This is a genomic window from Collinsella aerofaciens (assembly GCF_040926265.1).
Classification (GTDB): domain Bacteria; phylum Actinomycetota; class Coriobacteriia; order Coriobacteriales; family Coriobacteriaceae; genus Collinsella; species Collinsella aerofaciens_BB.
The window spans coordinates 41709-65578 of the sequence record NZ_JBCOIL010000008.1 but is presented as its reverse complement, the minus strand read 5'-3'; the positions used below and the strand labels follow the sequence as shown (position 1 = coordinate 65578).

At 61.3% G+C, this 23870-nt stretch carries 23 protein-coding genes and 1 pseudogene; 21 read left to right on the top strand and 3 right to left on the bottom strand.

Annotated features, from left to right (window positions below; translation table 11 throughout):
• The first annotated feature begins 95 nt into the window (after window positions 1-95).
• The 17 genes and pseudogenes from AB5767_RS03805 (at window position 96) to AB5767_RS03725 (ending at window position 12220) form a co-directional block, all read left to right on the top strand.
• On the top strand, window positions 96-1580 hold the full coding sequence (locus tag AB5767_RS03805) for an arylsulfatase (RefSeq protein ID WP_117862211.1): 1485 nt from the start codon (window positions 96-98) through the stop codon (window positions 1578-1580).
• 15 nt (window positions 1581-1595) lie between these two features.
• Window positions 1596-2207: a hypothetical protein gene (locus AB5767_RS03800; RefSeq protein WP_117647577.1), complete on the top strand. Its 612-nt coding sequence runs from the start codon at window positions 1596-1598 to the stop codon at window positions 2205-2207.
• A 501-nt stretch (window positions 2208-2708) separates the two neighbouring features.
• Complete coding sequence (locus tag AB5767_RS03795; RefSeq protein ID WP_368153306.1) at window positions 2709-3506, top strand: sulfite exporter TauE/SafE family protein; 798 nt, start codon at window positions 2709-2711, stop codon at window positions 3504-3506.
• Between the two features lie 599 nt (window positions 3507-4105).
• Window positions 4106-4726 (top strand): 50S ribosomal protein L3, encoded by a 621-nt coding sequence (gene rplC, locus AB5767_RS03790; RefSeq protein WP_035137484.1) that lies wholly within the window; start codon window positions 4106-4108, stop codon window positions 4724-4726.
• A gap of 46 nt (window positions 4727-4772) precedes the next feature.
• Window positions 4773-5399, top strand: a complete 627-nt coding sequence (gene rplD / locus AB5767_RS03785) for a 50S ribosomal protein L4 (protein ID WP_006235032.1) — start codon at window positions 4773-4775, stop codon at window positions 5397-5399.
• Window positions 5400-5687 (top strand): 50S ribosomal protein L23, encoded by a 288-nt coding sequence (gene rplW / locus AB5767_RS03780; RefSeq protein WP_022094197.1) that lies wholly within the window; start codon window positions 5400-5402, stop codon window positions 5685-5687.
• A 179-nt stretch (window positions 5688-5866) separates the two neighbouring features.
• Window positions 5867-6697, top strand: coding sequence for a 50S ribosomal protein L2 (gene rplB / locus AB5767_RS03775; RefSeq protein WP_022094198.1), 831 nt, complete (start codon window positions 5867-5869; stop codon window positions 6695-6697).
• A 32-nt stretch (window positions 6698-6729) separates the two neighbouring features.
• Entirely contained in the window at window positions 6730-6990 is a 261-nt protein-coding gene (gene rpsS, locus AB5767_RS03770) for a 30S ribosomal protein S19 (RefSeq protein WP_006235035.1), read from the top strand.
• 14 nt (window positions 6991-7004) lie between these two features.
• Complete coding sequence (gene rplV / locus AB5767_RS03765; protein WP_006235036.1) at window positions 7005-7376, top strand: 50S ribosomal protein L22; 372 nt, start codon at window positions 7005-7007, stop codon at window positions 7374-7376.
• Window positions 7377-7382: 6 nt separating this feature from the next.
• The gene (gene rpsC, locus AB5767_RS03760; protein ID WP_006235037.1) at window positions 7383-8093 is read left to right on the top strand and encodes a 30S ribosomal protein S3; all 711 of its coding nucleotides are present in this window, start codon (window positions 7383-7385) and stop codon (window positions 8091-8093) included.
• Window positions 8093-8509, top strand: a pseudogene (gene rplP / locus AB5767_RS03755) (50S ribosomal protein L16); the annotation flags it as partial. The gene rpsC and the pseudogene rplP, both read left to right, overlap by 1 nt.
• An 86-nt stretch (window positions 8510-8595) precedes the next feature.
• On the top strand, window positions 8596-8811 hold the full coding sequence (gene rpmC / locus AB5767_RS03750; RefSeq protein ID WP_006235039.1) for a 50S ribosomal protein L29: 216 nt from the start codon (window positions 8596-8598) through the stop codon (window positions 8809-8811).
• A 16-nt stretch (window positions 8812-8827) separates the two neighbouring features.
• Window positions 8828-9088, top strand: a complete 261-nt coding sequence (gene rpsQ, locus AB5767_RS03745) for a 30S ribosomal protein S17 (RefSeq protein ID WP_006235040.1) — start codon at window positions 8828-8830, stop codon at window positions 9086-9088.
• A gap of 118 nt (window positions 9089-9206) precedes the next feature.
• Window positions 9207-9575: a 50S ribosomal protein L14 gene (gene rplN, locus AB5767_RS03740; RefSeq protein ID WP_006235041.1), complete on the top strand. Its 369-nt coding sequence runs from the start codon at window positions 9207-9209 to the stop codon at window positions 9573-9575.
• Between the two features lie 13 nt (window positions 9576-9588).
• Entirely contained in the window at window positions 9589-9894 is a 306-nt protein-coding gene (gene rplX / locus AB5767_RS03735; protein WP_006235043.1) for a 50S ribosomal protein L24, read from the top strand.
• Between the two features lie 496 nt (window positions 9895-10390).
• Entirely contained in the window at window positions 10391-11470 is a 1080-nt protein-coding gene (locus tag AB5767_RS03730; protein ID WP_368131874.1) for a Gfo/Idh/MocA family protein, read from the top strand.
• A 3-nt stretch (window positions 11471-11473) separates the two neighbouring features.
• Entirely contained in the window at window positions 11474-12220 is a 747-nt protein-coding gene (locus tag AB5767_RS03725) for a DeoR/GlpR family DNA-binding transcription regulator (protein WP_368131875.1), read from the top strand.
• Window positions 12221-12619: 399 nt separating this feature from the next.
• Here the strand turns inward: AB5767_RS03725 and AB5767_RS03720 are convergent, their stop codons facing one another.
• Together AB5767_RS03720 and AB5767_RS03715 are read right to left on the bottom strand one after the other, a co-directional pair.
• Window positions 12620-13279 carry an RluA family pseudouridine synthase gene (locus AB5767_RS03720; RefSeq protein WP_368131876.1) on the bottom strand — a complete coding sequence of 220 codons (660 nt, stop codon included), beginning with the start codon at window positions 13277-13279 and terminating at the stop codon, window positions 12620-12622.
• A 15-nt stretch (window positions 13280-13294) separates the two neighbouring features.
• On the bottom strand, window positions 13295-15787 hold the full coding sequence (locus AB5767_RS03715; RefSeq protein ID WP_368131877.1) for a peptidase U32 family protein: 2493 nt from the start codon (window positions 15785-15787) through the stop codon (window positions 13295-13297).
• Window positions 15788-16165: 378 nt separating this feature from the next.
• Between AB5767_RS03715 and AB5767_RS03710 the strand changes: the two genes are divergently transcribed.
• Entirely contained in the window at window positions 16166-16543 is a 378-nt protein-coding gene (locus tag AB5767_RS03710) for a RidA family protein (protein WP_089572469.1), read from the top strand.
• A gap of 108 nt (window positions 16544-16651) precedes the next feature.
• Here AB5767_RS03710 and AB5767_RS03705 read toward each other — a convergent pair whose 3' ends face one another.
• Complete coding sequence (locus AB5767_RS03705) at window positions 16652-17308, bottom strand: helix-turn-helix transcriptional regulator (RefSeq protein ID WP_249360945.1); 657 nt, start codon at window positions 17306-17308, stop codon at window positions 16652-16654.
• A 352-nt stretch (window positions 17309-17660) separates the two neighbouring features.
• Here AB5767_RS03705 and AB5767_RS03700 point away from each other — a divergent pair, with 352 nt between their 5' ends.
• The 3 genes from AB5767_RS03700 (at window position 17661) to ygfK (ending at window position 23755) form a co-directional block, all read left to right on the top strand.
• A complete protein-coding gene (locus AB5767_RS03700) occupies window positions 17661-19055 on the top strand; it encodes a uracil-xanthine permease family protein (RefSeq protein ID WP_055285183.1) in 1395 nt (464 codons plus the stop codon).
• Between the two features lie 196 nt (window positions 19056-19251).
• Entirely contained in the window at window positions 19252-20607 is a 1356-nt protein-coding gene (gene ssnA, locus AB5767_RS03695) for a putative aminohydrolase SsnA (protein ID WP_346979512.1), read from the top strand.
• Window positions 20608-20755: 148 nt separating this feature from the next.
• Window positions 20756-23755, top strand: coding sequence for a putative selenate reductase subunit YgfK (ygfK, locus tag AB5767_RS03690; RefSeq protein WP_368131878.1), 3000 nt, complete (start codon window positions 20756-20758; stop codon window positions 23753-23755).
• The last annotated feature ends 115 nt before the right edge of the window (window positions 23756-23870 follow it).

Sequence of the window (23870 nt, the reverse complement as noted above, 5' to 3'; positions counted from 1 at the left end):
CCGGGTTTTGCCTCGTCGTAGTTGTGTGGGGCTCTGCGCCCCTCCCGCCTTGACCACTCAATCTTCATCCCGTTCCCGTGAGTTTGGAGTTCCCTATGCCCCAGCAACCCAACGTTCTCCTTATCATGTGCGACCAGATGCGCGGCGACTGCCTGGGTATCGACGGCCATCCGGACGTGCAGACGCCCTACTTGGACACGCTCGCCGCCGACGGCATGCTGTTCGAGAACGCCTACTCCGCCTGCCCGAGTTGCATCCCGGCGCGCGCCGCCCTCTTTTGCGGCAAGACGCCCGCGGGCACGGGCCGCGTGGGTTACCAGGACGGTATCGCGTGGGAGTACGACCATATGCTCGCGCAGGAGATGCGCGACGGCGGCTACCAGACCGCCGTGGTAGGCAAGATGCACGTGCATCCGCCGCGTTTGGGCTGCGGCTTCGAGCACATGCGCCTGCATGACGGCTACATCGGCCACTACCGCAAGGCGAACCTGCCGTACTGGATGCACCAGAACGTCTCCGACGACTACATGCGCTTCCTCAAAAATGAACTGGGCGAATTCGCCGACGTGAACGGTTCGGGCGTTGAGAACAACTCCTGGATCACCCATCCCTGGGCCTACGAGGAGCGCCTGCACCCCACCAACTGGGTGGTGGACGAGTCCATCCGCTTTTTGGAGACCCGCGATCGCACGCGCCCGTTCTTCCTCATGACGAGCTTCGTGCGGCCCCACCCGCCCTTCGACGCGCCGCAGACCTACTTCGATCTGTACCGCGACATGGAGCTGCGCGCGCCTGCCGCTGGCGATTGGGATGACGCCGATGCCACCGAGCGCGATGGCATGATCTTGGACAGCGTGCACGGCTGCCGCGACGCCGAGCTGCGCCGCGAGGCCATGGCGGGCTATTATGCCTGCATCACACATATGGACCACCAGATCGGCCGGCTCATCACGGCGCTCGAGAACGACGAGACCTACCACGACACCGTGATCGTGTTCTGCTCCGACCACGGCGAGATGCTCTTTGACCACAGTCTCTTTCGCAAGGTGTTGCCCTACGAGGGCTCCGCGCGCATCCCCTTCATCGTGCACGTGGGCAAAAACGTCGATGTGCCGGGCGGCGAGCGCGTTCGCGGCGTGAGCGAGAGCACGGTGGAACTCATGGACCTTATGCCCACCATCCTCGAGGCGTGCGACCTGCCCGTGCCCGAGGGCGTGGAGGGCGCCTCGCTCATGGGCGAGCTTACCGGCGCCGCGCCGCTGAACCGTGCATACCTGCACGGCGAGCACAGCGGCAGCCGCGAGCAGTCCAACCAGTGGATCGTGACCCCGCATGACAAGTACATCTGGTTCACACGGACCGGGGTGGAGCAGTATTTCGACCTGGACGCCGATCCGCGTGAGGAGCACGACCTCATCGACGCTCCGGAGCGCGCCGCGCGCATCGCCGTGCTCCGTGCCTGCCTGATTGAGGAGCTCGCTGGTCGCGAAGAGGGATATGTTCGTGACGGCGAGTTGGTGGCGGGACGTGCGCCCGCCGTTATGCTTGAGCGCCCCCGGCCCTCGCGCCTCCAACGTTAAGAGAAAGGCCTATCCATGGATATGAAGACGATCGGCATTGTGGTCGTAGTGGTTGCGGTCGGGTTCACCATTTACATGGAGGTCCAAAAGCGCACAACCTTCGCCAAGCTCGAGGCGTACCTGCGCGAGGGCGACCTCAACAACTACCTCAAGGTCCTGAACCGCCCGCTCACTAGCGTGCTGTACCCCAAGTACAACGTGCTTTTCATGCGCTTGAACGCAGCTCTTGCCATGGATGACGTCGAGGCATCCGAGCGCATCATCCGCGAGATGGGTTCGCTCAAGATGAGCGAGGAGCAGACACTCGCGCTGGCGGCAAAGGCGTTCTCCTTCTACGTGGAGATCGGGGATGAGCCCCACGCACGCGAGGTGCTCTCCTACCTCGAGGAGCACGGTGATCGCGAGGCTGCGCGTGCCGACCGTCGCACCTATGACGTCTTCCTCAAGGGCTCGTATGCCTATATCGACGAGATGGAGCGCGCGTTGTCGGAGGCGGCTGGCATGGAAGAGGCCCTGCTCTGCCAGATGCTCTCGGTTCAGTACGAGAACAAGGGTGACGAGGGGCGCGCCGCGTCCTATTGCGAGCGCGCTGAGCGGACGCTCGCAGCAGCCATGCCTGACAAGTAGGGAAGAGTCTAGGCGCTTCATATGCTAGCAATCGTATTCGCCATTGCGTTTTTCGCCTCTACCATCAGTGCCATCTGCGGTGTCGGCGGGGCATCATCATTAAGCCCGTGATGGACGCCGTGGGTGTCGCCGACGTGGCGACCATCAACTTCCTGTCCGGATGCACCGCGAGGACAACATCGGGCACTTCGCCATGAGCGTTTCCACCGCGCTGCTGCTCGACGTCGTCTACGCGTGCATCTTCAACCAGGATTACTTCGCTAACTACTAGCGGCGTGTCGAGACGGTGCGCGGGCCATTGATGGACTCGGCAGGCAGATTGGCGGGGACGCCTAGCCCTTGGCGCAACGGTGCTCCGCATGAGCGGCGTAAATAGGGACATATCGCGCAGCAGCGTTCGAGATATGTAAAAGTCCACAACCATACGCTGCGGTTTTGAATGATACGAACGCTTGCAATTCGTTGCATAGGGTGTTGCTCGATCGATAGGAGCTTGTTCGGATGGGTCCTCAATACATCTTGGTCTTCGCGGTATGCTTCCTGGCGTCGCTTCTGGGGCCGCTCTGTGGCATCGGCGGCGGCGTGATCATCAAGCCCGTGGTCGACGCGATGAACGCCATGAGCGTGAGCACGGTGAGCTTCCTCTCGAGCATGTCGGTGCTCATCATGTCGCTCTCCACGCTCGCGCAGAACGCGGCGAGCGGGCAGTCTGATATCGACGCGCGGGCGATGTCGCCCATCGCCGTCAGCTCCGCGGTGGGCGGCGTGATCGGCAAGATGTTGTTCAACCGGCTGGGGTCCGTGTTCCCCGACGCCGAGCTCGTCGGCGCGGTCCAGGCCGCCGTGCTCATCGTGCTCGCCGTCCTCGTGCTGGCCTACACGCTCAACAAGGCGCGCATCAAGGGCCTCAAGCTCGAGAATGCGTGGGCGCAGGCGCTCATAGGGTTCTGCGCCGGGGCGTGCTGGTCCTTCCTCGGCATCGGCGGCGGCCCCTTCAACCTGGCCATCCTCGTCTTCTTCTTCGCCATGGAGAGCAAGCCCGCCGCGCAGGCGTCGCTGTTCATCATCGCGTTCTCGCAGACGGCGAGCCTCATCTACACGCTGGCCACGGGCAGCGTGCCCGCGTTCCTCCCCGTGGTCCTGCTGGGCATGGCGGCGATGGCGGTGCTTGGGTCGGTCGTGGGGCGCCGCCTGCTGCGCCGGATGGACTCGGCGGCGGTCGATAAGCTCTACGTGTTCGCCCTCGTGCTCATCATCGTGATCTGCACGTACAATTTCATCCGGTTCTCGGTGCTCTAGTTCTTCGCCCCGAAACGGGATGCCGCGATAATGGAGCTGGAGCGCGGGCCTTCCTCTTCTGCCTTGAGGAGGTCGCCGTGTCCCGCTCGTCTCATGAGCGCCGATGGTGTTGAAGTCCTCTTGGCAATAAGTCGCGGCAGCGTCAGCCGCCAATTCAAAAAAGCCACAGGCGGAAGGCAAACCGCTTCAAAGCAAATTCACCCTCCAACAAATAGTGGATCCCCAACAAAGTCTTTAGCCTGAGCGAGCAGAGTTAAGCAGGCGTCAACGTGTCGTCTCCCAAGCCCGGCAGAGCAGCAACCTTAATATATTTCGCCGCCGCTCTGCCGGCCCCAGGCGACTCCGCGCGCTTTACCTGCGTAAACAATGTGAGTGAAATATGAATCTCGATGGATACGCCCGCAGCCGTGTATACTAAACAGCTGTGTGAAACCAGGGGAGTATTCTGGCTGGACAAAATGCCTGCTTAATAGGGTTGTCAGGTAGTCCGGGCGAAATACAAGGCTGGGGAGCACGTCGTGTAAGTAGTGGTCCTCTAGGGGCGTACGCTCGGTGGTGTACGCATTGTCCCAAGACCACGCGAGAGTTGGGATCATATCTTGATCAGCATGATTCTCGGCCGCAAGATTGGCATGACCCAGGTTTGGGACGAGGACGACAACGTCGTTCCCGTCACGGTCATCCAGGCTGGCCCCTGCGCTGTCTCGCAGGTTAAAACTCAGGCAACCGACGGCTATGACGCCGTCCAGATCGGTTTCGGCGACATCAAGGCCAAGAACGTGAACAAGCCCATGGCTGGTCACTTCGCCAAGGCTGGCGTCGAGCCTGTCCGCTTCCTTCGTGAGGTCCGCGTCGAGAACGGCGAGGAGCACAAGGTCGGCGAGGTCGTCACCGTCGCTGATTTCGCTGATGTCGAGAAGGTCGACGTCATCGGTACCTCCAAGGGTAAGGGCTTCCAGGGTCGCATCAAGCGCTGGGGTCAGCGCCGCGGTCCTATGACGCATGGTTCTCACTTCCAGCGTCACCCCGGTTCTATCGGTCAGTGCGCCTATCCTGCGCGCGTCCTCAAGGGCGTCAAGATGGCCGGTCACATGGGTAACGAGCGCGTTACCGTCAAGAACCTTTCCGTTGTCCGCATCGATGCCGAGCAGAACCTCATCTTGGTCAAGGGCGCTGTCCCGGGTGCCAAGAATGGTCTCGTCGCCATCCGTATGGCCTAAGGGCCCAGCCCATTTAGCCCAGCGTCATACCAAGGAGAACACTTAAATGGCAAAGTTTGAAGTAAAGAACAGCGAGGGCAAGAAGGTCGCCGAGGCCGAGCTCGCCGCTGAGGTGTACGGCATCGAGCCGAACATCCACGTTATGCACCACATCGTCAAGTGCCAGATGGCCTCTTGGCGTCAGGGCACCCAGTCCGCTAAGGGTCGCTCTGAGGTTTCCGGTGGCGGCAAGAAGCCTTGGCGTCAGAAGGGCACCGGCCGTGCCCGCCAGGGTTCCATCCGTGCTGCCCAGTGGCGTCACGGTGGCGTCGTCTTCGCCCCCAAGCCCCGTTCCTACGCTAAGCGTATGAACAACAAGGAGGTCAAGCTGGCCATGCGCTCCGCGCTGTCCGCCAAGCTGGCCGATGGCGAGCTCGTGCTCGTCGACGACTACGGCTTCGAGAAGCCTTCCACCAAGGCTGCCGTCGCCATGCTCAAGGCTCTCGGCCTTGAGGGCAAGCGTCTGACCATCATCGTTCGCGATGAGGACGTCAACGCCTACCTGTCGTTCCGCAACATTCCCAAGACGTTCATCATCACCGCTGACGAGGCCAACACCTACGATCTCGTCAACAACAACGCCGTGCTGATGCCCGCCGACATCGCCGCTCACTTCGGGGAGGTGCTTGCATAAATGACCGCCCACGAGATCATCATCCGTCCGATCGTGTCCGAGCGTTCCTTCTCCGGCATGGAGCTGAACAAGTACACGTTCGAGGTCGCCAAGGATGCTAACAAGTATCAGATCAAGGACGCTGTCGAGGAGATCTTCGGCGTCAAGGTCGTTCGCGTGAACACCCTGACGGTCAAGCCCAAGACCAAGCGCGTGCGCTATGTCGCCGGCAAGACCCGTTCTTGGAAGAAGGCCATCGTCACGCTGGCCGAGGGCGACACCATCGAGGTCTTTGGCAACCAGGCCTAAGACTCGCTGCTGTTGAGTGAGCTCATGCCTCCCAAATAGGGGAGGCGGGAGCTCAAGGTTTTGGGCGTATAAAATGGACACGCCCGGAACCGTGTATACGTCCGGTGTCATCGCACCCGAGGCAGAACCTCGAATCCCTGTCTGCGATGGCTAACGGATTCCTATTGAAAGGGATTGTAATGGCTGTAAAGCACCTTAAGCCGACCTCCGCTGGTAGGCGTTGGCAGACGATCTCCGACTTCTCCGAGATCACCTGCACCAAGCCCGAGAAGTCTCTTCTCGAGCCCCTGCCCAAGAAGGCCGGTCGTAACAACAACGGCCGCATCACCACCCGCCACCAGGGCGGCGGCGTGAAGCGTCGTTACCGCGTGATCGACTTCAAGCGCAACAAGGACGGCGTGCCCGCCAAGGTTGCCACGATCGAATACGATCCGAACCGTTCCGCTCGCATCGCTCTGCTGCACTACGCTGACGGTGAGAAGCGCTACATCCTGGCCCCCAAGGGCCTCGAGGTCGGTCAGACCATCATGTCCGGTTCTGACGCCGACATCAAGCCGGGCAACGCTCTGCCCCTCGCCGACATTCCCGTCGGTACGCTCATCCACGCCGTCGAGTTCCAGCCGGGCAAGGGCGCTGCTATCGCCCGTTCCGCCGGTAACTCCTGCCAGCTGATGGGTAAGGAGGGCAAGTACGCTATCGTCCGTATGCCTTCCTCCGAGATGCGCCGCATCCTCGTTACCTGCCGCGCCACCGTCGGTGAGGTCGGCAACGCCGATCACTCCAACATCGTCATCGGCAAGGCCGGCCGTAAGCGTCACATGAACGTGCGCCCGACCGTCCGCGGTACCGTCATGAACCCTGTCGACCACCCGCACGGCGGTGGCGAGGGCAAGAACCACACCTCTGGTCGTCCCTCCGTTACCCCCTGGGGTAAGCCGACGAAGGGCCTTCGTACGCGCAAGAAGAAGAAGGTCTCGAACCAGCACATCATTCGTCGCCGTAAGAAGTAATTTCGGATACCGAGTTTTAGGAGAAAGCACTTATGAGCAGAAGTCTCAAAAAGGGCCCGTTCGTGGAGACTCGCCTTCTCTCGCGTATCACCGCGATGAACGAGGCTGGCAAGAAGGACGTCGTGAAGACCTGGTCCCGCGCGTCCACCATCTTCCCCGAGATGGTTGGTCACACCATCGCCGTCCACGACGGCCGCAAGCATGTGCCCGTGTATGTTACCGAGTCCATGGTTGGTCACAAGCTCGGCGAGTTCGCGCCGACTCGTACGTTCCGTGGCCACAAGGCCAAATAGGGGGTTAACCGTAAATGGCAACTAAGTCTATTGAAACTGAGGCCACCGAGGTTCGCGCCGTCGCTAAGTACGTGCGTGTTTCCCCCAGCAAGGCCCGCCTGGTGGTCGATCTGATCCGCCGCAAGCCTGTCGCTCAGGCCTTCGACATCCTCCACTTCTGCGACCGCGCCGTCGCCGTGGATGTCGAGAAGGTTCTCCGTTCCGCCGTTGCGAACGCCGAGAACAACAACGGTCTGCGTGCCGACAACCTGGTTGTCGCCGCTGCCTATGTTGACGAGGGTCCGACGCTTAAGCGCATCCGTCCCCGCGCCAAGGGTTCCGCTTCTCGCATTCTGAAGCGTACTTCCCACATCACCGTCGTCGTTGCTCCTCGAAAGGAGGCGTAAAGCTGTATGGGTCAGAAAGTCTACCCCACCGGCTTCCGTCTTGGCATCACCGAGAACTGGCGCTCCCGCTGGTTCGCAGAGAAGGATTACGCTAAGACCCTCGGTAACGATCTCGAGATTCGTAAGTACCTCGAGAAGCGTCTTTCCCGCGCAGCTGTCTCCCGCGTCGAGATCGAGCGCGCTGGCGACAAGGTGAAGGTCATCATCCTCACTGCTCGCCCCGGCGTTGTCATCGGTAAGAAGGGTGCCGAGATCGATACCCTCCGTACCGAGCTCGAGAAGGTCGCTGGCGTTTCCAAGGGCCAGCTCTCCGTCGACGTTGTCGAGATCAAGCGCCCCGAGCTCGACGCCAACCTCGTTGCTCAGTCTATCGCCGAGCAGCTCGAGGGCCGCGTTGCCTTCCGTCGCGCTATGCGCAAGGCTGTCCAGTCCGCCCGCAAGGCCGGCGCTAAGGGCATCCGTATCCAGTGCTCCGGTCGTCTCGGCGGTGCCGAGATGGGCCGTCGTGAGTGGTACCGCGAGGGTCGCGTGCCTCTGCACACCCTCCGTGCCAAGATCGACTACGGCACGGCTGTCGCCAGCACCACCATGGGCGCTTGCGGCGTGAAGGTCTGGATCTACCTGGGCGAGAAGCTCCCGGGCCAGCCTGTTCCCAACCCTGCACTCGAGGGCTCTTCCCGTCCTCGTCGTCGTAACTCCGAGAGGAGGGGTCAGTAGTGCTTGCCCCTAAGCGTATTCTTCACCGCAAGGTGCAGCGTGGCTCCATGAAGGGCCAGGCCAAGGGTAATACCGAGCTGCATTTCGGCGAGTTTGGTATCCAGGCTCTCGAGGCCCATTGGATCACCAACCGTCAGATCGAGGCCGCTCGTATTGCCATGACCCGCTACATGAAGCGTGGCGGTCGTGTCTACATCACGATCTTCCCCGATAAGCCCATCACCAAGAAGCCCGCCGAGACTCGCATGGGTTCTGGTAAGGGTAATCCCGAGGAGTGGGTGGCCGTCGTCAAGCCCGGCCGCATCATGTTCGAGGTCAAGGGTGTTCCCGAGGAGGTCGCTCGCGAGGCTCTGCGTCTTGCGCAGCACAAGCTCCCCATCAAGACCAAGATTGTTGCTGCCAAGAACGCTGAGCAGCGCATCGAGAAGGAGATGGCTGAGGAGGCCGCTCTCGAGGCCAAGTGGGCTGCTGAGGACGCCGCCGCCGCCAAGGAGGAGAACTAATGAAGCCCGCAGAGATTCGTGAGCTCTCGGACGCTCAGCTCGTTGAGAAGCTGAAGGAAATGCGCGCCGAGCTCTTTAACCTTCGTTTCCAGATGGCCACCAGCCAGCTGGACAACACCGCTCGCGTCAACACCGTGAAGAAGGACATCGCTCGCGTCCTCACGGAGCAGCGCGCCCGCGAGATCGCAGCGGAGAAGTCCGCTGTCGCCGAGTAGGACCTAAGGAGAGAACATGACTGATTCGCGTAACTCGCGTAAGGTCCGTACGGGTGTCGTTACCTCCGTCTCCGGTGCCAAGACCATTGTTGTCACCATCACCGAGCGCAAGCGTCACCCCAAGTACGGCAAGATGATGACCAGCTCCAAGAAGCTGCACGCTCACGACGAGGAGTGCACGGCTGGCGTGGGCGATACCGTCCGCGTTATGGAGACCCGTCCTATGTCCAAGATGAAGCGTTGGCGCCTCATCGAGGTCGTCGAGCGCGCTAAATAAGCAGTCGCTCTTACGACTTGTACGTTTCCGAAGATGTGCGTATGCCTGGCTTGCATACCACGGGCCGTATAAAGGCTGCGCACCTCTCTTCGGTTCTTAGTTCGGAGGAACATCTACCATGATTCAGATGCAAACCATGCTGAACGTCGCCGACAACTCCGGCGCTCGCAAGATTCGCTGCATCAAGGTGCTTGGCGGTTCCAAGCGTCGTTATGCAGGCATCGGCGATGTGTTCATCGGTGCTGTCCAGGAGGCTACCCCTGGCGCCAACGTCAAGAAGAAGGACGTTGTCCGTTGCGTCGTCGTTCGCACCGTTAAGGAGATCCGCCGCAAGGATGGCTCCTACATTCGCTTTGATGAGAACGCCTGCGTTGTCATCAACAACGATGGTTCGCCCGTCGGCACCCGTATCTTCGGGCCTGTCGCTCGCGAGCTTCGTGACAAGAAGTACATGAAGATCGTCTCGCTCGCTCCCGAGACCCTGTAGTTAGGGGAGATATATGTATATCAAGAAGGGCGATAAGGTCCAGGTTCTCTCTGGTAAGGATCGCGGCAAGCAGGGCGTTGTCCTGCGTGCTCTCCCCGCCGAGAACAAGGTCGTTGTCGAGGGCGTTTCGGTCGTCAAGAAGGCCGTCAAGCCCAACGCTGCCAACCAGCAGGGCGGCATCGTTTCGCAGGAGGCTCCCATCGACGCCTCCAACGTCAATCTCGTTTGCCCCGAGTGCGGTAAGGTTACCCGCGTCGGTCACGAGAAGGACGGCAAGAACAAGCTGCGCGTCTGCAAGAAGTGCGGCCACAAGTTCTAAGCTGCCCGCAACATCAAGTTGCTAGCAAAGGCCCGGATGCCCCACGGCACCCGGGTCTTTTTCTATCCCTACTCATTGGGGACAGACTTAAATGAGTACCCTAATTACTCATTGGGGACAGACTTACATGAGTGATTGTGCCCATTGGGGACAGACTTAAATGAGTAGTCCCGGCAGTTGGGGACAGTCCCCATGTGTCGGCAGTTTGGGACGGTCCATTGATGCCTGATGCCCCTAGAGGGGAAGAGTAAGACAGCCTGCTCTGCCTTTTTGGGCTTTGGTGTTCCGCTTCTTTATCCTTTACAAGGATCCTCGCATGCGCATTATCGCGCATAGCATTGCGTGTTAATGCGTATGACCGCGTAAAAATGTGCAAAATATGGCTAAATAATGACCGATAAACAAATAAACACGCAAATACAAGCAAATGCGCGCGCATTTGTGCGAATATAAGGCTGTTGGAAATGAAGAACTTCCGATGACTCAGGAGGCACATATGGCAGATTCCAAGCAGGCTCCACTCGACTCCGCGGCAGCCGCAAAAGCAGCGTTCGCTTCGGTCCAGGATAAGCCGTTCCCTAACGACATCTTTACGGCTCCCGAGCTTCGCTGGGCTGTGATCGGTTGTGGCGTTATCGCCAACCAAATGGCCCAGTCCCTCGCGCTGGCCGGCCGCAAGCTTGCGGGCGTCGCCAACCGCACGCTGTCCAAGGCCCAGGCTTTTGCTGAGCAGTATGGCATCGAGAAGGTCTATGAAACGGTTGAGGACCTCTATGCCGATCCGGATATCGACGCCGTCTATATCACCACGCCGCACAACACGCATATCACCTATCTGCGTGCCGCGCTGGCCGCCGGCAAGCACGTGCTCTGCGAGAAGGCCATTACCCTCAACTCTGCCGAGCTCGACGAGGCCCGTACCATCGCCGACGAGCACAACGTGGTCCTTATGGATGCTACCACGGTGCTCCACATGCCGCTGTATCAGGAGCTGCGCCGTCGCATGGATGCGGGCGACTTTGGCCGCATGAACCTCGCCCAGCTCAACTTTGGCAGCTATAAGGAGTACGGCGACCTGACCAACCGCTTCTACAGCCGCAGCCTTGCCGGCGGCGCCATGCTCGATATTGGCGTGTATGCCCTGTCCGTCATGCGCCTCTTTATGGCAAGCCAGCCCGCTGAGGTCGTTTCGCTGGGCAATACCTGCGAGACTGGCGTTGACGTCGCAGGTGGCATTGTCTGCCGTAACGCCGAGCAGCAGCTGGGCGTCGTGAGCCTTACGCTCCACTCCAAGCAGCCCAAGCGCTCGGTTATCAGCTTCGACAAGTGTTATATCGAGGTCAACGAGTATCCGCGTGCCGACCATGCGACCATCGTGTGGACTGCAGACGGTCACCGCGAGGAGGTCCACACTGGCACCGAGGCCTACGCACTGTGCTACGAGATGGCCGACCTGGAGAAGGCCGTTGCCGGCGATGATTCTAAGCGCGAGCTTCTGGGCTATGCTTCCGATGTTATGGAGCTGATGACCAAGCTCCGCGCCGATTGGGGAGTCGTGTACCCCGAGGAGGAGTAAGCGATGCTTGCGGAAGATAGGCTCAACGAGATCGTGTCGATGGTGCAGCAGACCGGCTCGGTTACCGTGCCGGAGCTTGCTGAGGCCCTGGGCGTGACGGCGTCCACCATTCGCCGTGACCTGCAGACGCTCGACCGCGCACACCGTATCGCCAAGGTGCACGGTGGCGCGACAAGTCTTGAGCGCGCGCACGTGACGCGCGACCTAACGATCAATGAGCGCAGCGATCTCCATAACGACGACAAGGAGCGTATCTGCGCCCGCGCCGCGGCGCTCGTGGAGCCCGAGAGCTTTGTGTACATCGATTCGGGTTCGACAACGCTCAGACTCATCGAGCATCTTCCGCATCTCGAATCGGTCACCTATGTGACTGATTCCGTGCTCCATGCTCAGCATCTCGCTGTGCGCGGCATGCGCACCGTGGTGCTGGGCGGCGAGCTCAAGCCCGAGACCGAGGCGCTCGTCGGTCCCGACGCCTTGGCAACCCTGGACCGCTATAACTTCAACTGCGGCTTTTGGGGTTCCAATGGCATCGCCGTCGAGCAAGGTCTCACCACACCGGATATCGAGGAAGCGCAAGTCAAGCGTATCTCGATGCGCCATACCGCCAAACGCTTCGTAATCTCGGACGCCAGTAAGTTTGGCATGGTGGCTCCCGTAAAAATCGCGGACTTCCGTGACGCAACGGTTATCACCGCGGGCGAGGTGCCAGCCAAGTACCAGTCGATGGACAACGTCATCACGGTCTAGCGACAGGGCAAGGTCAAAACCATTTAGGTTCCTCAATAGAAAAGCGGCAACACCCTCGATGGGCGATGCCGCTTTTGTTGTCTGCCGTTTTGTCTAAGTCTGTAACAACTAGACCGTTAAAAGTGGGTTAGATGTTACAGATTGAGATTCTTCCGAACCGCGCCGTCCCTTTGTCTCGATCTGTAACATCTGGGACCGATTTTGCCGAGTTATTGTTATAGATTGAGATTTTTCCTTGAGGGAGATTCGAATGTCTCGATCTGTAACAGACAGACCGGAAAACGGGTTTTAACTGTTACAGATCGAGACGTTTTGGCGCCACGGCTGAGCCATCGTGGTGGTTTTGACGTTTGTCCAGATAAAACCTGCCAAAATAAACCTGTCCCTTTTCGGCAGGTTTTAGGGCTCCCAGGGGCAGGGGGCTTCGATATAGATATGCTCGCCGGTTACGGGATGCGTGAAGGACATGCTGTGGGCGTGGAGCATCAGGCCGCAGGGGCGCGGCGTTCCGTACAGGTCGTCGCCAACCAGGGGATGACGCTCGCTCGCCAGGTGCACGCGAATCTGATGCTTGCGGCCGGTGAGCAGCTCGACATCAATATACGAGCGTGTGGGCAGGCCACGGCGGCTCTTAAGGCGCTTGAGTACCTTCACGCGCGTTTGAGACGGCTTGCCGCTGGCGCCGACGCGCATCTTTCGGCTGTCGTGGCGGTCGCGGGCGATGGGCTTGTCGATGAGCTTCTCGTTCCAGTCGATTTTGCCCTCGGCCAGCGCCAGATAGTGCTTTTCGAAGGCGTGGTCGATCACCATCTGGTCAAAGGCGGGCTGCGTCTGCTTGTCGTGCGAAAACAACACCACGCCGGTGGTGTTGCGGTCCAGGCGGTTGAGCGGCTGCATGTCAGTCGCGGCAAAGCCGTCGCCCATCGCCAGCAACAGATCGCTGGCGTAGTCGGTGAGCGTGCGCTCGCCGGTGCCGTCGCCGTGGACGATCATGCCGGCGGGCTTATCGATGGCCATGAGCCAGGCGTCGCAGTAGAGGACTTGAGGTTCTTCGTTCACGTGTAAGCCTTTCGGTTAGCTAATTCCCACAAACATGCAGCCCGAGGTGGCGCCGCGCAGGCGGGTAGCGGGCTTGCGGCCGGTTTGCGCGGCCTCGACGGCGCGACGGACGCGTGCGACGGCGCGGCCCACCTCATCCGTCTCGAGCAGCGTTCCGTCCACCATGAGACGACGCACGCCGGCATCGAGCAGCTGTGGTACCTGCGGCGTAAGGTCGATGGGGTAGGCGTCGTACAAGCGAGAGCGGCCATGGATGTCGGTGCGTACGGGCATGACCTTGCCGTCGATATTCTTGAGCGACAGCTTGCGGGCGCGCAGGCGGCAGTTGGCGCAATCGTGGATGCAGCCATTGGCCACCTGCAGGATGCAGTGCTCGCTCGTCATAACGCGCGGGCGGCCAAAGACGGTGATGCCCAGGGCTGCGGGCGCGGCGGCGCCGAGCGAGATGATCTCGTCGAGCGTGATCTCGGGCGAGAGCCAAAACGCACCGGCTCCGCGCTCGGCAAGCGCCTCCATGCAGGGCGTGTTGTGCACCGGCAGGCAAGAGCGAATCTCGGCCGTGGCGCCGGCATGAGCGGCTACGGCGAGCTCGGAGATATTGCCGACGGCGACGGTGGCTCCGGCATTGATCCAAGGATCGACGCGCTCGTGGTCGACGGCGCGGCAGACCTCGTCGAGTACGGGAACGATACCCTGCTCAAATGCATCGGCAGGGGAGAGTCCGACAGCCTCGAGCGCGTCGGTGGTCATATAGATGCGCGTTGCACCCTCCGCGCGGGCTGCCTCGGCGGCCTCGAGCGAGGTGACGGTGGCGCAGATCTGCGGCTCGTCGCGGTAGTGCTCGGGCATGGGGCGAGTACATTTGTCGAGCACCGGCAACTCGAGATTTTTCGCGCGCTCCTCGTACGGTGCCAGAATGGCCTCTTCCAGCGCCTTACAAGCGGCGGCGCGCACCTTGTGTACAGCGGAGAAGCCCATGCCGCAGCCCTCATCGAGCGCCACATCAAAGCTCGCTGCCTCGAAGGGCGAGGAGCCCATGCGGCCCACATGCTCAACCAGGTCTGCCGCCTCGACGGCGCGGGTCTTGGCGGCCTCGACGATGAAGCCCGTGGCGGTGGCGGTGAGCATGGGGTTGTCACAGCAGGTGAGTGTGACAGTAAACGGCTCGCCCAGACGTGCCACAGCGGACACGTCTACGGCGCGGCGGCGCAGCACATCGCGCTTGAGCGCGGCGCCGGCAGCGTCAATGGCGCGCTGGCTTCGAATCACGCGCACGCGGCAGCCCTCGGGCATGCTGCGAGGCACGCGGCACTCGATGATGTCACCGGCGGCGGCATCATCGGCGGCAATGGTGGTCAGGAACTGGTCAAACTCGTTATCGTGGCGAAGCTCCAGCAGGTCGCCCTTGCCCACGGGCTCAAACAACTCAATGCGGGCGATGGCGGCGCGCCGACGGCGGTCGTCGGGCTTGAGGCCGCGCACATCGCGGTTGGCCGGGCGGCTGCCCAGCACCGTGCCCACGATCTGGCCGCGGTTGTTGGAGCGCTCGTAGCTCATCATCTCGTCACCCGAGGTACCGTCTTGGTAGGCGTGCGTAAAGTCGCGGTTGAAGCAGCGCTTGAGCTGGCGCTGGCGGGCGGCTTCCTCGTCCTTGGCAACGGTGGCTCCGGATAGCATGTCGTCAATTTCGTGACGATATACATCAACGATGGAGTACACGTAATCGGGCGCCTTCATGCGGCCCTCGAGCTTGAGCGACGCGGCGCCGGCGTCATACAGACGGCGAACAAGCTGTGAAGTGTTGGTGTCACGCGGGCATAGCGCACGCTCGCGGCCGGCGGGGGAGAGTGCGCGACCGTTCTCGTCGATCAGCTTGTAGGGCAGGCGGCAGGGCTGGGCGCACATGCCACGGTTGGCCGATCGTCCCGCCATGGCAAAGCTCGAAAGCAGGCACAGGCCCGAGTAGCAAAAGCAGATGGCACCATGGCTAAAGACCTCAAGGTCCACATCGGGCGCGGCATCGTGAATGGCGGCAATCTCGTCGATGGAAAGCTCGCGCGAGAGGGTCACACGGTCGGCGCCCTGCTCGCGGCACCAAAGGGTTCCGCGGTCGTCGTGGATGTTTGCTTGGGTTGAGATGTGCGTCTCGATGCCGGGCATCGTGCGCTTGACCTCAAAGAACAGGCCCCAGTCCTGGATGATGAAGGCATCGGCGCCCAGCGTGGAGCAGCGATGGATGAGTTGCAGCGCATCGCTCATCTCGGACTGCTTGATGACGATGTTGACCGTGACGTAGACGCGCGACCCGGCTAGATGTGCGGCGCGGCAGGCTTGCTCAAAGGCCTCGTCGGTAAAGTTGGTGGCCTTGCGGCGGGCGTTGAAGCTGCCCATGCCGCAGTAGATGGCGTCTGCCCCGGCGGCGAGTGCGGCGGCAAAGGGCTCGGGCCCTCCGGCGGGCGCCAAAAGCTCGGGTCTGCGGTTGGTGGTTCGACTGGCGGTTGCGGTCATATCCTGCCTTTCAAAATGCTCAGATACTCAAAAGTATAGTGGTGCTGTTGCGGCGGGCGATGCCCGTGCTCCAAGCGGGATAAAGTCTTCAGCAGTCCTTGCAGCAAAAATGACCCGTTTCCCTCCGTCCCCTATGGATTACCTGATCCGATGGGGACGGAGGGAAACGGATCATTTTGAGCTTCACCGTCCGGTCGTGCCGTTCAGCGGCCGACAGGTGCCGTTGGGCGATAAATTATTCTCGCAACGTGATAATAATCTTGCATCGCGCGGAAACCTTGAGTACTATCCCAAATCAAGCGCGGTGTTCAGACCGAATTGTGCCTCCCGGTGCGAACGCCGCGCTCACGCTCTCTATCTGATCGTAAGGAGAAAAACATGAGCAAGACCGTCGTGTCTTCCGATAACGCACCCGCAGCCATCGGCCCGTATTCCCCCGGTATCCAGACCGGCAACATGGTGTTCCTGTCCGGCCAGCTGGGCATCGACCCCGCAACCGGCAAGCTGCCCGAGGGCGTCGAGGCCCAGGCCAAGCAGTCCCTTGCTAACGTCGAGGCTCTGCTGACCGCTGCCGGCGCCACCTTTGCCGATGTCGTCAAGACCACGGTCTACCTGGCCGACATCGCCGACTTCGCTGCCGTGAACGAGATCTACGCCTCCAAGTTCGAGGCCCCGTTCCCCGCGCGCAGCGCTTTCCAGGTTGCCGCCCTTCCGGCCGGCGGTCTGGTTGAGATCGAGGTCGTCGCCGCTCTCTAAGGCGTTGGCAACAACTAAACATGACATGCAAAAAGACCCTGCAGTGCGAGCTGCAGGGTCTTTTGTTAAGTGACGGATCGCTTGTGGAGCCGCGCTCCATTTTGCTCGTTAGCCCTCCTTGCGGACTTTTTGCAGGTAGCGGTAGACGCTGGGCTCCGAGATGCCCAGCGCGGTGGCGGCGCAGGCTACGGCGCCCTTGAGCATGAACACTCCGTTGCCGTTGAGGTGGCGAATGACGTCCACGCGGTCGCTTTGACCAAGCGACGCCACATCCAGCCCGCGAGCGCTCAGCAGCTCGGCAATGCTGCGGTCGATGAGCTCCTGTGTGGACTCCGAAAGGCTTTCGACCTCGATAGGGGCGGGCTCCGTGCGCGTTGGCGCCGCGTCGAAGCACGCCATGAGCTGCTGCGCCATGGCGTTGATGGAGCGCACGGTCGAGAGATCGGTGTTGACGCAGAGCATACCGACGATCTCGTCATTCTCGCGGATAAAGTACGTCGCTGACTCCAACGTTTTGCCGCCGGCACCGCGCCCCTCGTAGCCCGTAATAAACGGCAGGTCGCGATACTTGGGGTCGTGCATGATCTTGAGTGCCAGATCGGTGGCGGGACCGCCGACCTTGCGGCCGCTCACGATGCCGTTGCGAATATCGACGATGGCGTGGTCGGGATCCGAGAAATCGTGCAGCACGATTTCGCTGTTTTTGCCGAGTATCTGCTCCAGAAAATCGACCATCGGCAAAAAGCGACGTACGGTCTCGTTCACGGGCAACTCCTTTGGGTGAAATCGGAAATGTTCATAACAATTTTTTCTCATGGTAACACGCTGCCCATCATCTCGTATATCCGCAGGTACATTGCGTAATGCAGACGAACGGTAGGAATTTAGCGGTAAACGGTTGACCAAAAGAAATGTTAGATGTTATTTTGATCAGACACTTTCCTGACCTGCGGAAATGCGTAATTTCAGCTGAAGAATAGTCTGATAACAAAAAATTATTATTGAGAATGAGAATCATCTTTAATACGATATGCAATGAAGGCACAACCTCAACCCCGCACTGCGTCACAATAGAGCGTCAGATGCGAAAACAACTACTTCGAGGATTGGTGGTCAAATGACCCAGGAGACGGTTACGAACGGCACTGAAGCCCTGTTCACTCGCGAAGGCATGCCTCCCGTTAAGGAAATGATCCCGTGTGCCCTTCAGCACGTACTGGCATCGTTTGCCGGCATCATTACCCCGGCGGTCATCATGGCCGGCGTCTACGGCTTTAATAGCCAGCAGAGTACCGACATCATCCAGGTCGCGCTCATTCTTTCGGCGATCGACACGGCCCTTCAGGCCTTCGCTCCCTTCCGTCGCATCGGCGGCGGCCTGCCCATCGTCATGGGCGTTTCGTTCGCGTTCCTGCCGGCCCTGCAGGCCATGGGTGCCTCGGGCTTTAGCTTTGGTGCGCTGCTGGGTGGCGAGATCGTCGGCGGCGCCGTCGCGGTCCTCTTTGGTCTGGCCTACAGCAAGATCAAGTGGCTGTTCCCGCCCGTCGTGACCGGTACGGTCATCTTCTCCATCGGCGTTTCGCTGTATCCCACGGCCGTCAAGTATATGGCCGGCGGTATGGGTACGCCGCTGTGGGGCACCCCGCAGGCCTGGTGCGTCGCTCTTATCACCTTCGCCGTGGTCTTTGCGCTCGCCAACTTTGGCAAGGGCACGCTCAAGCTGGGATCCGTGTTCTTTGGCATGATCGTTGGCATGATCGTCTCCATCCCCTTTGGCATGATCGACTTCTCCAGCGTCGCCACCGCTCAGGTCTTCGCTCTTCCCAAGCTCATGCCCTACGCGCTCGAGTTTGATCCCGAGGTCTGCATTACCCTCGCCGTCGTGTTCCCCATGGTTGCCATCCAGGTTATCGGTGACGTCTCCGCCGCCTGCCTGGGCTCCATCGACCGTATGCCCACCGAGCGCGAGCTCTCCGGCGCTATCGTGTCCCAGGGCCTCACCTCTATGGTCGGCGGTCTGCTGGGCGGTCTTCCCACCAGCGCCCTTGGCCAGAACGTGGGCATCATCTGCTCCAACAAGGTCGTCAACAAGTGGGTCTTTGTGATCATTGCGGCCGTCTTTGCCATCGCCGGTCTGTTCCCGCAGCTCTCTGCCGTCCTTTCCGCTATCCCGCAGCCCGTCATCGGCGGCGCGACCGTCGGCGTCTTTGGCACCATCACCATGAACGGCGTGCGCATGTTCACCCGCGAGGGCCTCACGCAGCGCACTACCACCATCGTCGGCACCTCCGTCGTCTTTGGCCTGGGTATCTGGATGGCCAGCGGTTGCCTTGCCGGCGAGGGTATGCCCGCCTGGGTGTCCACCGTCATCGGCTCCAATGCCGTAACCCCCACCGCCATCATGGCGATCGTGCTCAATCTGATCCTCCCGCAGACGCCGGTCGTGGCTCAGCACATCGATGCCGCCAAGGACGCTGCCGTGGATCTGGTCTTGCCTGAGAGCAAGAAGTAACCAATTCGGTGCTATTCGTCGGCGGACGTATCGCCTCGTCCGCCGACGTCATGCGGCGATAGGCCGCACTTCAAAGGGCTTGTCCCTTTGGTGAAGCGTTGACGGGAGAGGGCCCGTTTCCGGTGTAGGCCGGCGCTTCGCACTTCCGCCATGTCAGAGGTGTCAAACCCCGCCTCTGATGTTGAAGGGAGCATTTATGCTTCTGGTCGCTAACGGTTCCGTCTTTACCCGCAACGCTCAGACTCCGTTCATTCCCAACGGTGCGGTCGCTATTGACGGAGATACGATCGTCGAAGTGGGCCCCGAGCGCGAGCTCAAAGCCAAGTACCCGGATGCCGAGTACGTCGACGCCCAGGGCAACCTCATCATGCCCGGACTTATCAACTGCCACACCCACATCTATTCGGGTCTGGCCCGCGGTCTTGCCATTAAGGGCTGCAACCCCACCAACTTCCTGGAGAATCTTGAGCAGCAGTGGTGGAAGATTGACGACAACCTGACGCTCGACGGCACCAAGGCAAGCGCCTATGCCACGATTTTGGATTCCATCCGCGACGGCGTCACCACGATCTTCGATCACCATGCGAGCTTCTGCGAGATTCCGGGCAGTCTCTTTACCATTAAGGACGCCGCTCAGGAGCTGGGCATGCGTTCGTGCCTGTGCTACGAGGTTTCCGACCGCCGTGGTCAGGAAAAATGCGACCAGGCTATTGCCGAGAACGCCGAGTTTGCCCAGTGGGCCGCCAAGGAGCGTCGCGATAACGACAACCACATGATCGCCGCAATGTTTGGCGGTCACGCCACCTTTACGCTGTCGGACGAGACTATGGATAAGATGGCCGAGGCCAACAACGGCCTGACCGGCTTCCACATCCACGTGTGCGAGGGCATGAACGATGTGTGGGATTCCCGCCTCAACCGCGGCGGCATCAGCCCCGTCGAGCGCCTGCTGCAGCACAACCTGCTCGGTCCCGACACCATGCTGGGTCACTGCATTCACGTGACGCCCGCCGAGATGGATATCGTCAAGGAGTCCGGCACCTGGCTGGTTAACAACCCCGAATCCAATATGGGTAACGCCGTGGGCTGCGCTCCCGTGCTCGAGTTCTTCCGCCGCGGCATCCCCGTGTGCATGGGCACCGATGCCTACACCCACGACATGCTCGAGAGCCTCAAGGTCTTCCTGATCATTCAGCGCCATAACGCCGCTATGCCCAACGTGGGCTGGTGCGAGGCCATGACCATGCTGTTCGAGAATAACGCCAAGATGGCCAGCAAGTATTTCGATCGCAAGCTCGGCGTGCTTGAGCCCGGCGCTGCCGCCGACGTCATCGTCATGGACTACAAGCCCTTTACGCCGCTGAGCGAGGAGAACATCGACGGCCACATGCTCTTTGGCATGATGGGCAAAAACTGCCGCACCACCATCATCAACGGCCGCGTCCTGTACAAGGATCGCGAGTTTGTCGGTATCGATGAGGACAAGATCAACGCGTGGACCATGGCTGAGTCCAAGAAGCTCTGGAGCACGCTCAACGATCGCGCCTACTAATTACAAGTAGATTCACGCGCGCCGGATGTTTCGCCGCATCCGACGCGCGTATAGGCGACCTCCGCGGGGTCGCCGGCGCTGTGCTAGCGCTACACCGTATTTGCGCCCGCCGCGCGGTCTCGCCGGGCGTTGCAGAGAGGAGCTCACTATGAGCGACATCATGAGGCCGATCCCGTTTTCGCAGCTGATGAACTGGATCATCGAGGAGCACAAGACCCAGGGCGCCGTCTTTGGCGTGCGCAAGATGGTCACGACCAACCAGGAGGGCGCGCTTCCCATTTTTGACGAGCGCATCGAGACTCCGTTTGGCCCGGCCGCCGGCCCCAACACGCAGCTTGCCCAGAACATCGTGGCATCCTACGTGGCCGGTTCCCGCTTCTTTGAGCTCAAGACCGTTCAGGTTATGGACGGCGAGGAGCTCTCCAAGTGTGTGAACAAGCCCTGCATCGTGGCGCAGGACGAGTGCTACAACTGCGAGTGGTCGACCGAGCTTGAGGTTCCGCAAGCCTTTGCCGAGTACGTGAAGGCATGGTTCGCCTGCCACCTCATCGCTCGCGAGTACGGCCTGGGCAGCCCGGACGGCTTTGTCTTCAACATGTCCGTGGGTTATGACCTGGAGGGCATCAAGAGCCCCAAGGTCGACGCCTACATCGAGGGCATGAAGAACGCCAGCGGCTCTGACGTCTGGAACGAGTGCCGTGCCTGGGCGCTCGCCAACCTGGACAAGTTTGAGCATGTCGACGCCGCGTTTGTCGAGTCCATCCCGGCACGCGTCTCCAACTCCATCACCGAGTCCACCCTGCACGGCTGCCCACCGGCGGAGATTGAGCGCATCGCGACCTATCTGATTACCGAGAAGGGCCTCAACACCTACATCAAGTGCAACCCCACGCTGCTGGGCTATGAGTTTGCCCGCCAGCGTCTGAACGAGCTGGGCTTTGACTACATCGTCTTCGATGACACGCACTTCCGCGAGGACCTGCAGTGGGCCGATGCCGTGCCCATGTTCGAGCGCCTGATTGCCCTGTGCGCCGAGCGCGGTCTGGAGTTTGGCGTCAAGCTGACCAATACCTTCCCCGTCGACGTGACCAGGGACGAGCTGCCTTCCACCGAGATGTACATGTCCGGCCGTTCGCTGTTCTCGCTGACCATCGAGGCTGCCCGCCGCATTACCGAGCAGTTCGATGGCAAACTGCGCATCAGCTACTCCGGCGGCGCCACGGTCTACAACATCCGCGCCCTGTACGATGCCGGCATTTGGCCCGTTACCCTGGCGACCGACGTGCTCAAGCCCGGTGGCTACGAGCGCTTTAGCCAGATGGCCGGCGAGTTTACCGACCTGGATGGCAAGCCGTTCGCGGGCGTCTCGCTCGACGCCGTGACCGCGATCCAGGCTGACTCGCTCACCAACCCGCTCTACAAGAAGCCGCTGCGTTCGCTGCCCGACCGCAAGGTCGCCGGCAAGAGCCCGCTTTCCGACTGCTTTACCACGCCGTGCCGCACGAGTTGCCCCATCCAGCAGGATATTCCCGCCTACCTGGCGGCTGTTGACGAGGGCCGCTACGAGGATGCGCTCAACATCATCATCGAGCGCAACGCCCTGCCGTTCATTACCGGCACCATCTGCCCGCATCCCTGCGGCCGTGCCTGCGAGCGTGCGTTCTACGAGCCCGAGGGCGCCCAGATCCGCGCCAGCAAGCTCAAGGCCGCCCGCGAGGCCATGACCGCCGTGCTGCCCAAGCTGCGCGCCCAGGCCATCGCCAACGACGGCGAGCGCAACGTTGCCGTTATCGGCGGCGGTCCGGCCGGTCTGGCGACGGCGTTCTTCCTGACGCGTGCCGGCGTGCCCGTCACCATCTTCGAGGCCCGCGATTCGCTCGGCGGCGTGGTCCGTCACGTGATTCCTGAGTTCCGCATTGCGAGCGACGATATCTCCCACGACGCAGAGCTCTGCCTGGCCTTTGGCGCCAAGGTGCAGCTCAATGCTCGCGTGGAGTCCATCGAAGAGCTCAAGGCTCAGGGCTTTACCGACGTTGTCGTGGCCACCGGTGCCTGGATGCCCGGTTCCGCCGGCCTGGGCGAGGGTGCCGAGCTCGACGTGCTGGAGTTCCTCGAGGCCGCCAAGAAGGGCGAGAAGCTCGAGCTGGGCGAGGACGTCGTGGTCATCGGCGCCGGCAACACCGCCATGGATGCGGCCCGTGTGGCCAAGCGCCTGGCTGGCGTGAAGAACGTACGCCTGGTGTATCGCCGCACCAAGAAGCAGATGCCCGCCGACGAGGAAGAGCTCGATCTTGCTCTTGCCGATGGCGTTGAGTTCTGCGAGCTGCTGGCGCCCAAGGCACTTAACGGCGCCGTGCTGACCTGCGACGTTATGGAGCTTGGCGAGCCGGATGCAAGCGGCCGTCGCAGCCCTGTCGCCACGGGTGAGACCGTCGAGCTTCCTGCCACCACGGTGATCTGCGCCGTTGGCGAGGGCATCGATGCCAGCCTGTACGACGCCGCGGGCGTTGAGCACGACCGTCGCGGCCGCCTTGCCGCCACCTCCACCGGCGTCGAGGGCGTCTGGGCTGCGGGCGACTGCCGTCGCGGTCCTGCCACCGTGGTTGAGGCTATCGCCGACGCCGCCGAGGTCGCCCGTGCCATCGCCGGCGTGGACTTTAACAAGTACGCCGACTGCAACGAGCAGGCCGGCCGCGAGGACACCTGCTACGAGCGCAAGGGGTCGCTGTGCCGCGACAAGCGCAACTGCACCAAGACCCGCTGCCTGGGCTGCGGCTCGGTGTGCGAGGTCTGCTGCGACGTGTGCCCCAACCGCGCCAACGTTGCCATTAAGGTGCCGGGCCTGGCCAAGCATCAGGTCGTCCACGTCGACGGCATGTGCAACGAGTGCGGCAACTGCGCCGTGTTCTGCCCCTACCAGGAGGGTCGTCCCTACAAGGACAAGCTCACCCTGTTCTGGAGCGAGCAGGACATGGAGAACTCCGAGAACGAGGGCTTCCTGGCCGTGGACGAGGATCACTTTAAGGTCCGCGTCGCCGGCACGGTCCGCACCGTCTCGGTCGATGCCGTCAACACCGGTCTTCCCGAGGCCGTCCGCCTGACCATCAGGGCTGTGCGCGACAACTATTCGTACCTTCTTAAGAAATAGGCGAGTCTCTTATGGCCAAATCCATTCAACATAACGTGGCCTACGTTGCCTGCGGAAGCGGCTGTGCTTCCGCAGGCGGCGACGCCCGCTGCAGCGAAGGCTGCATTGGCTGTGT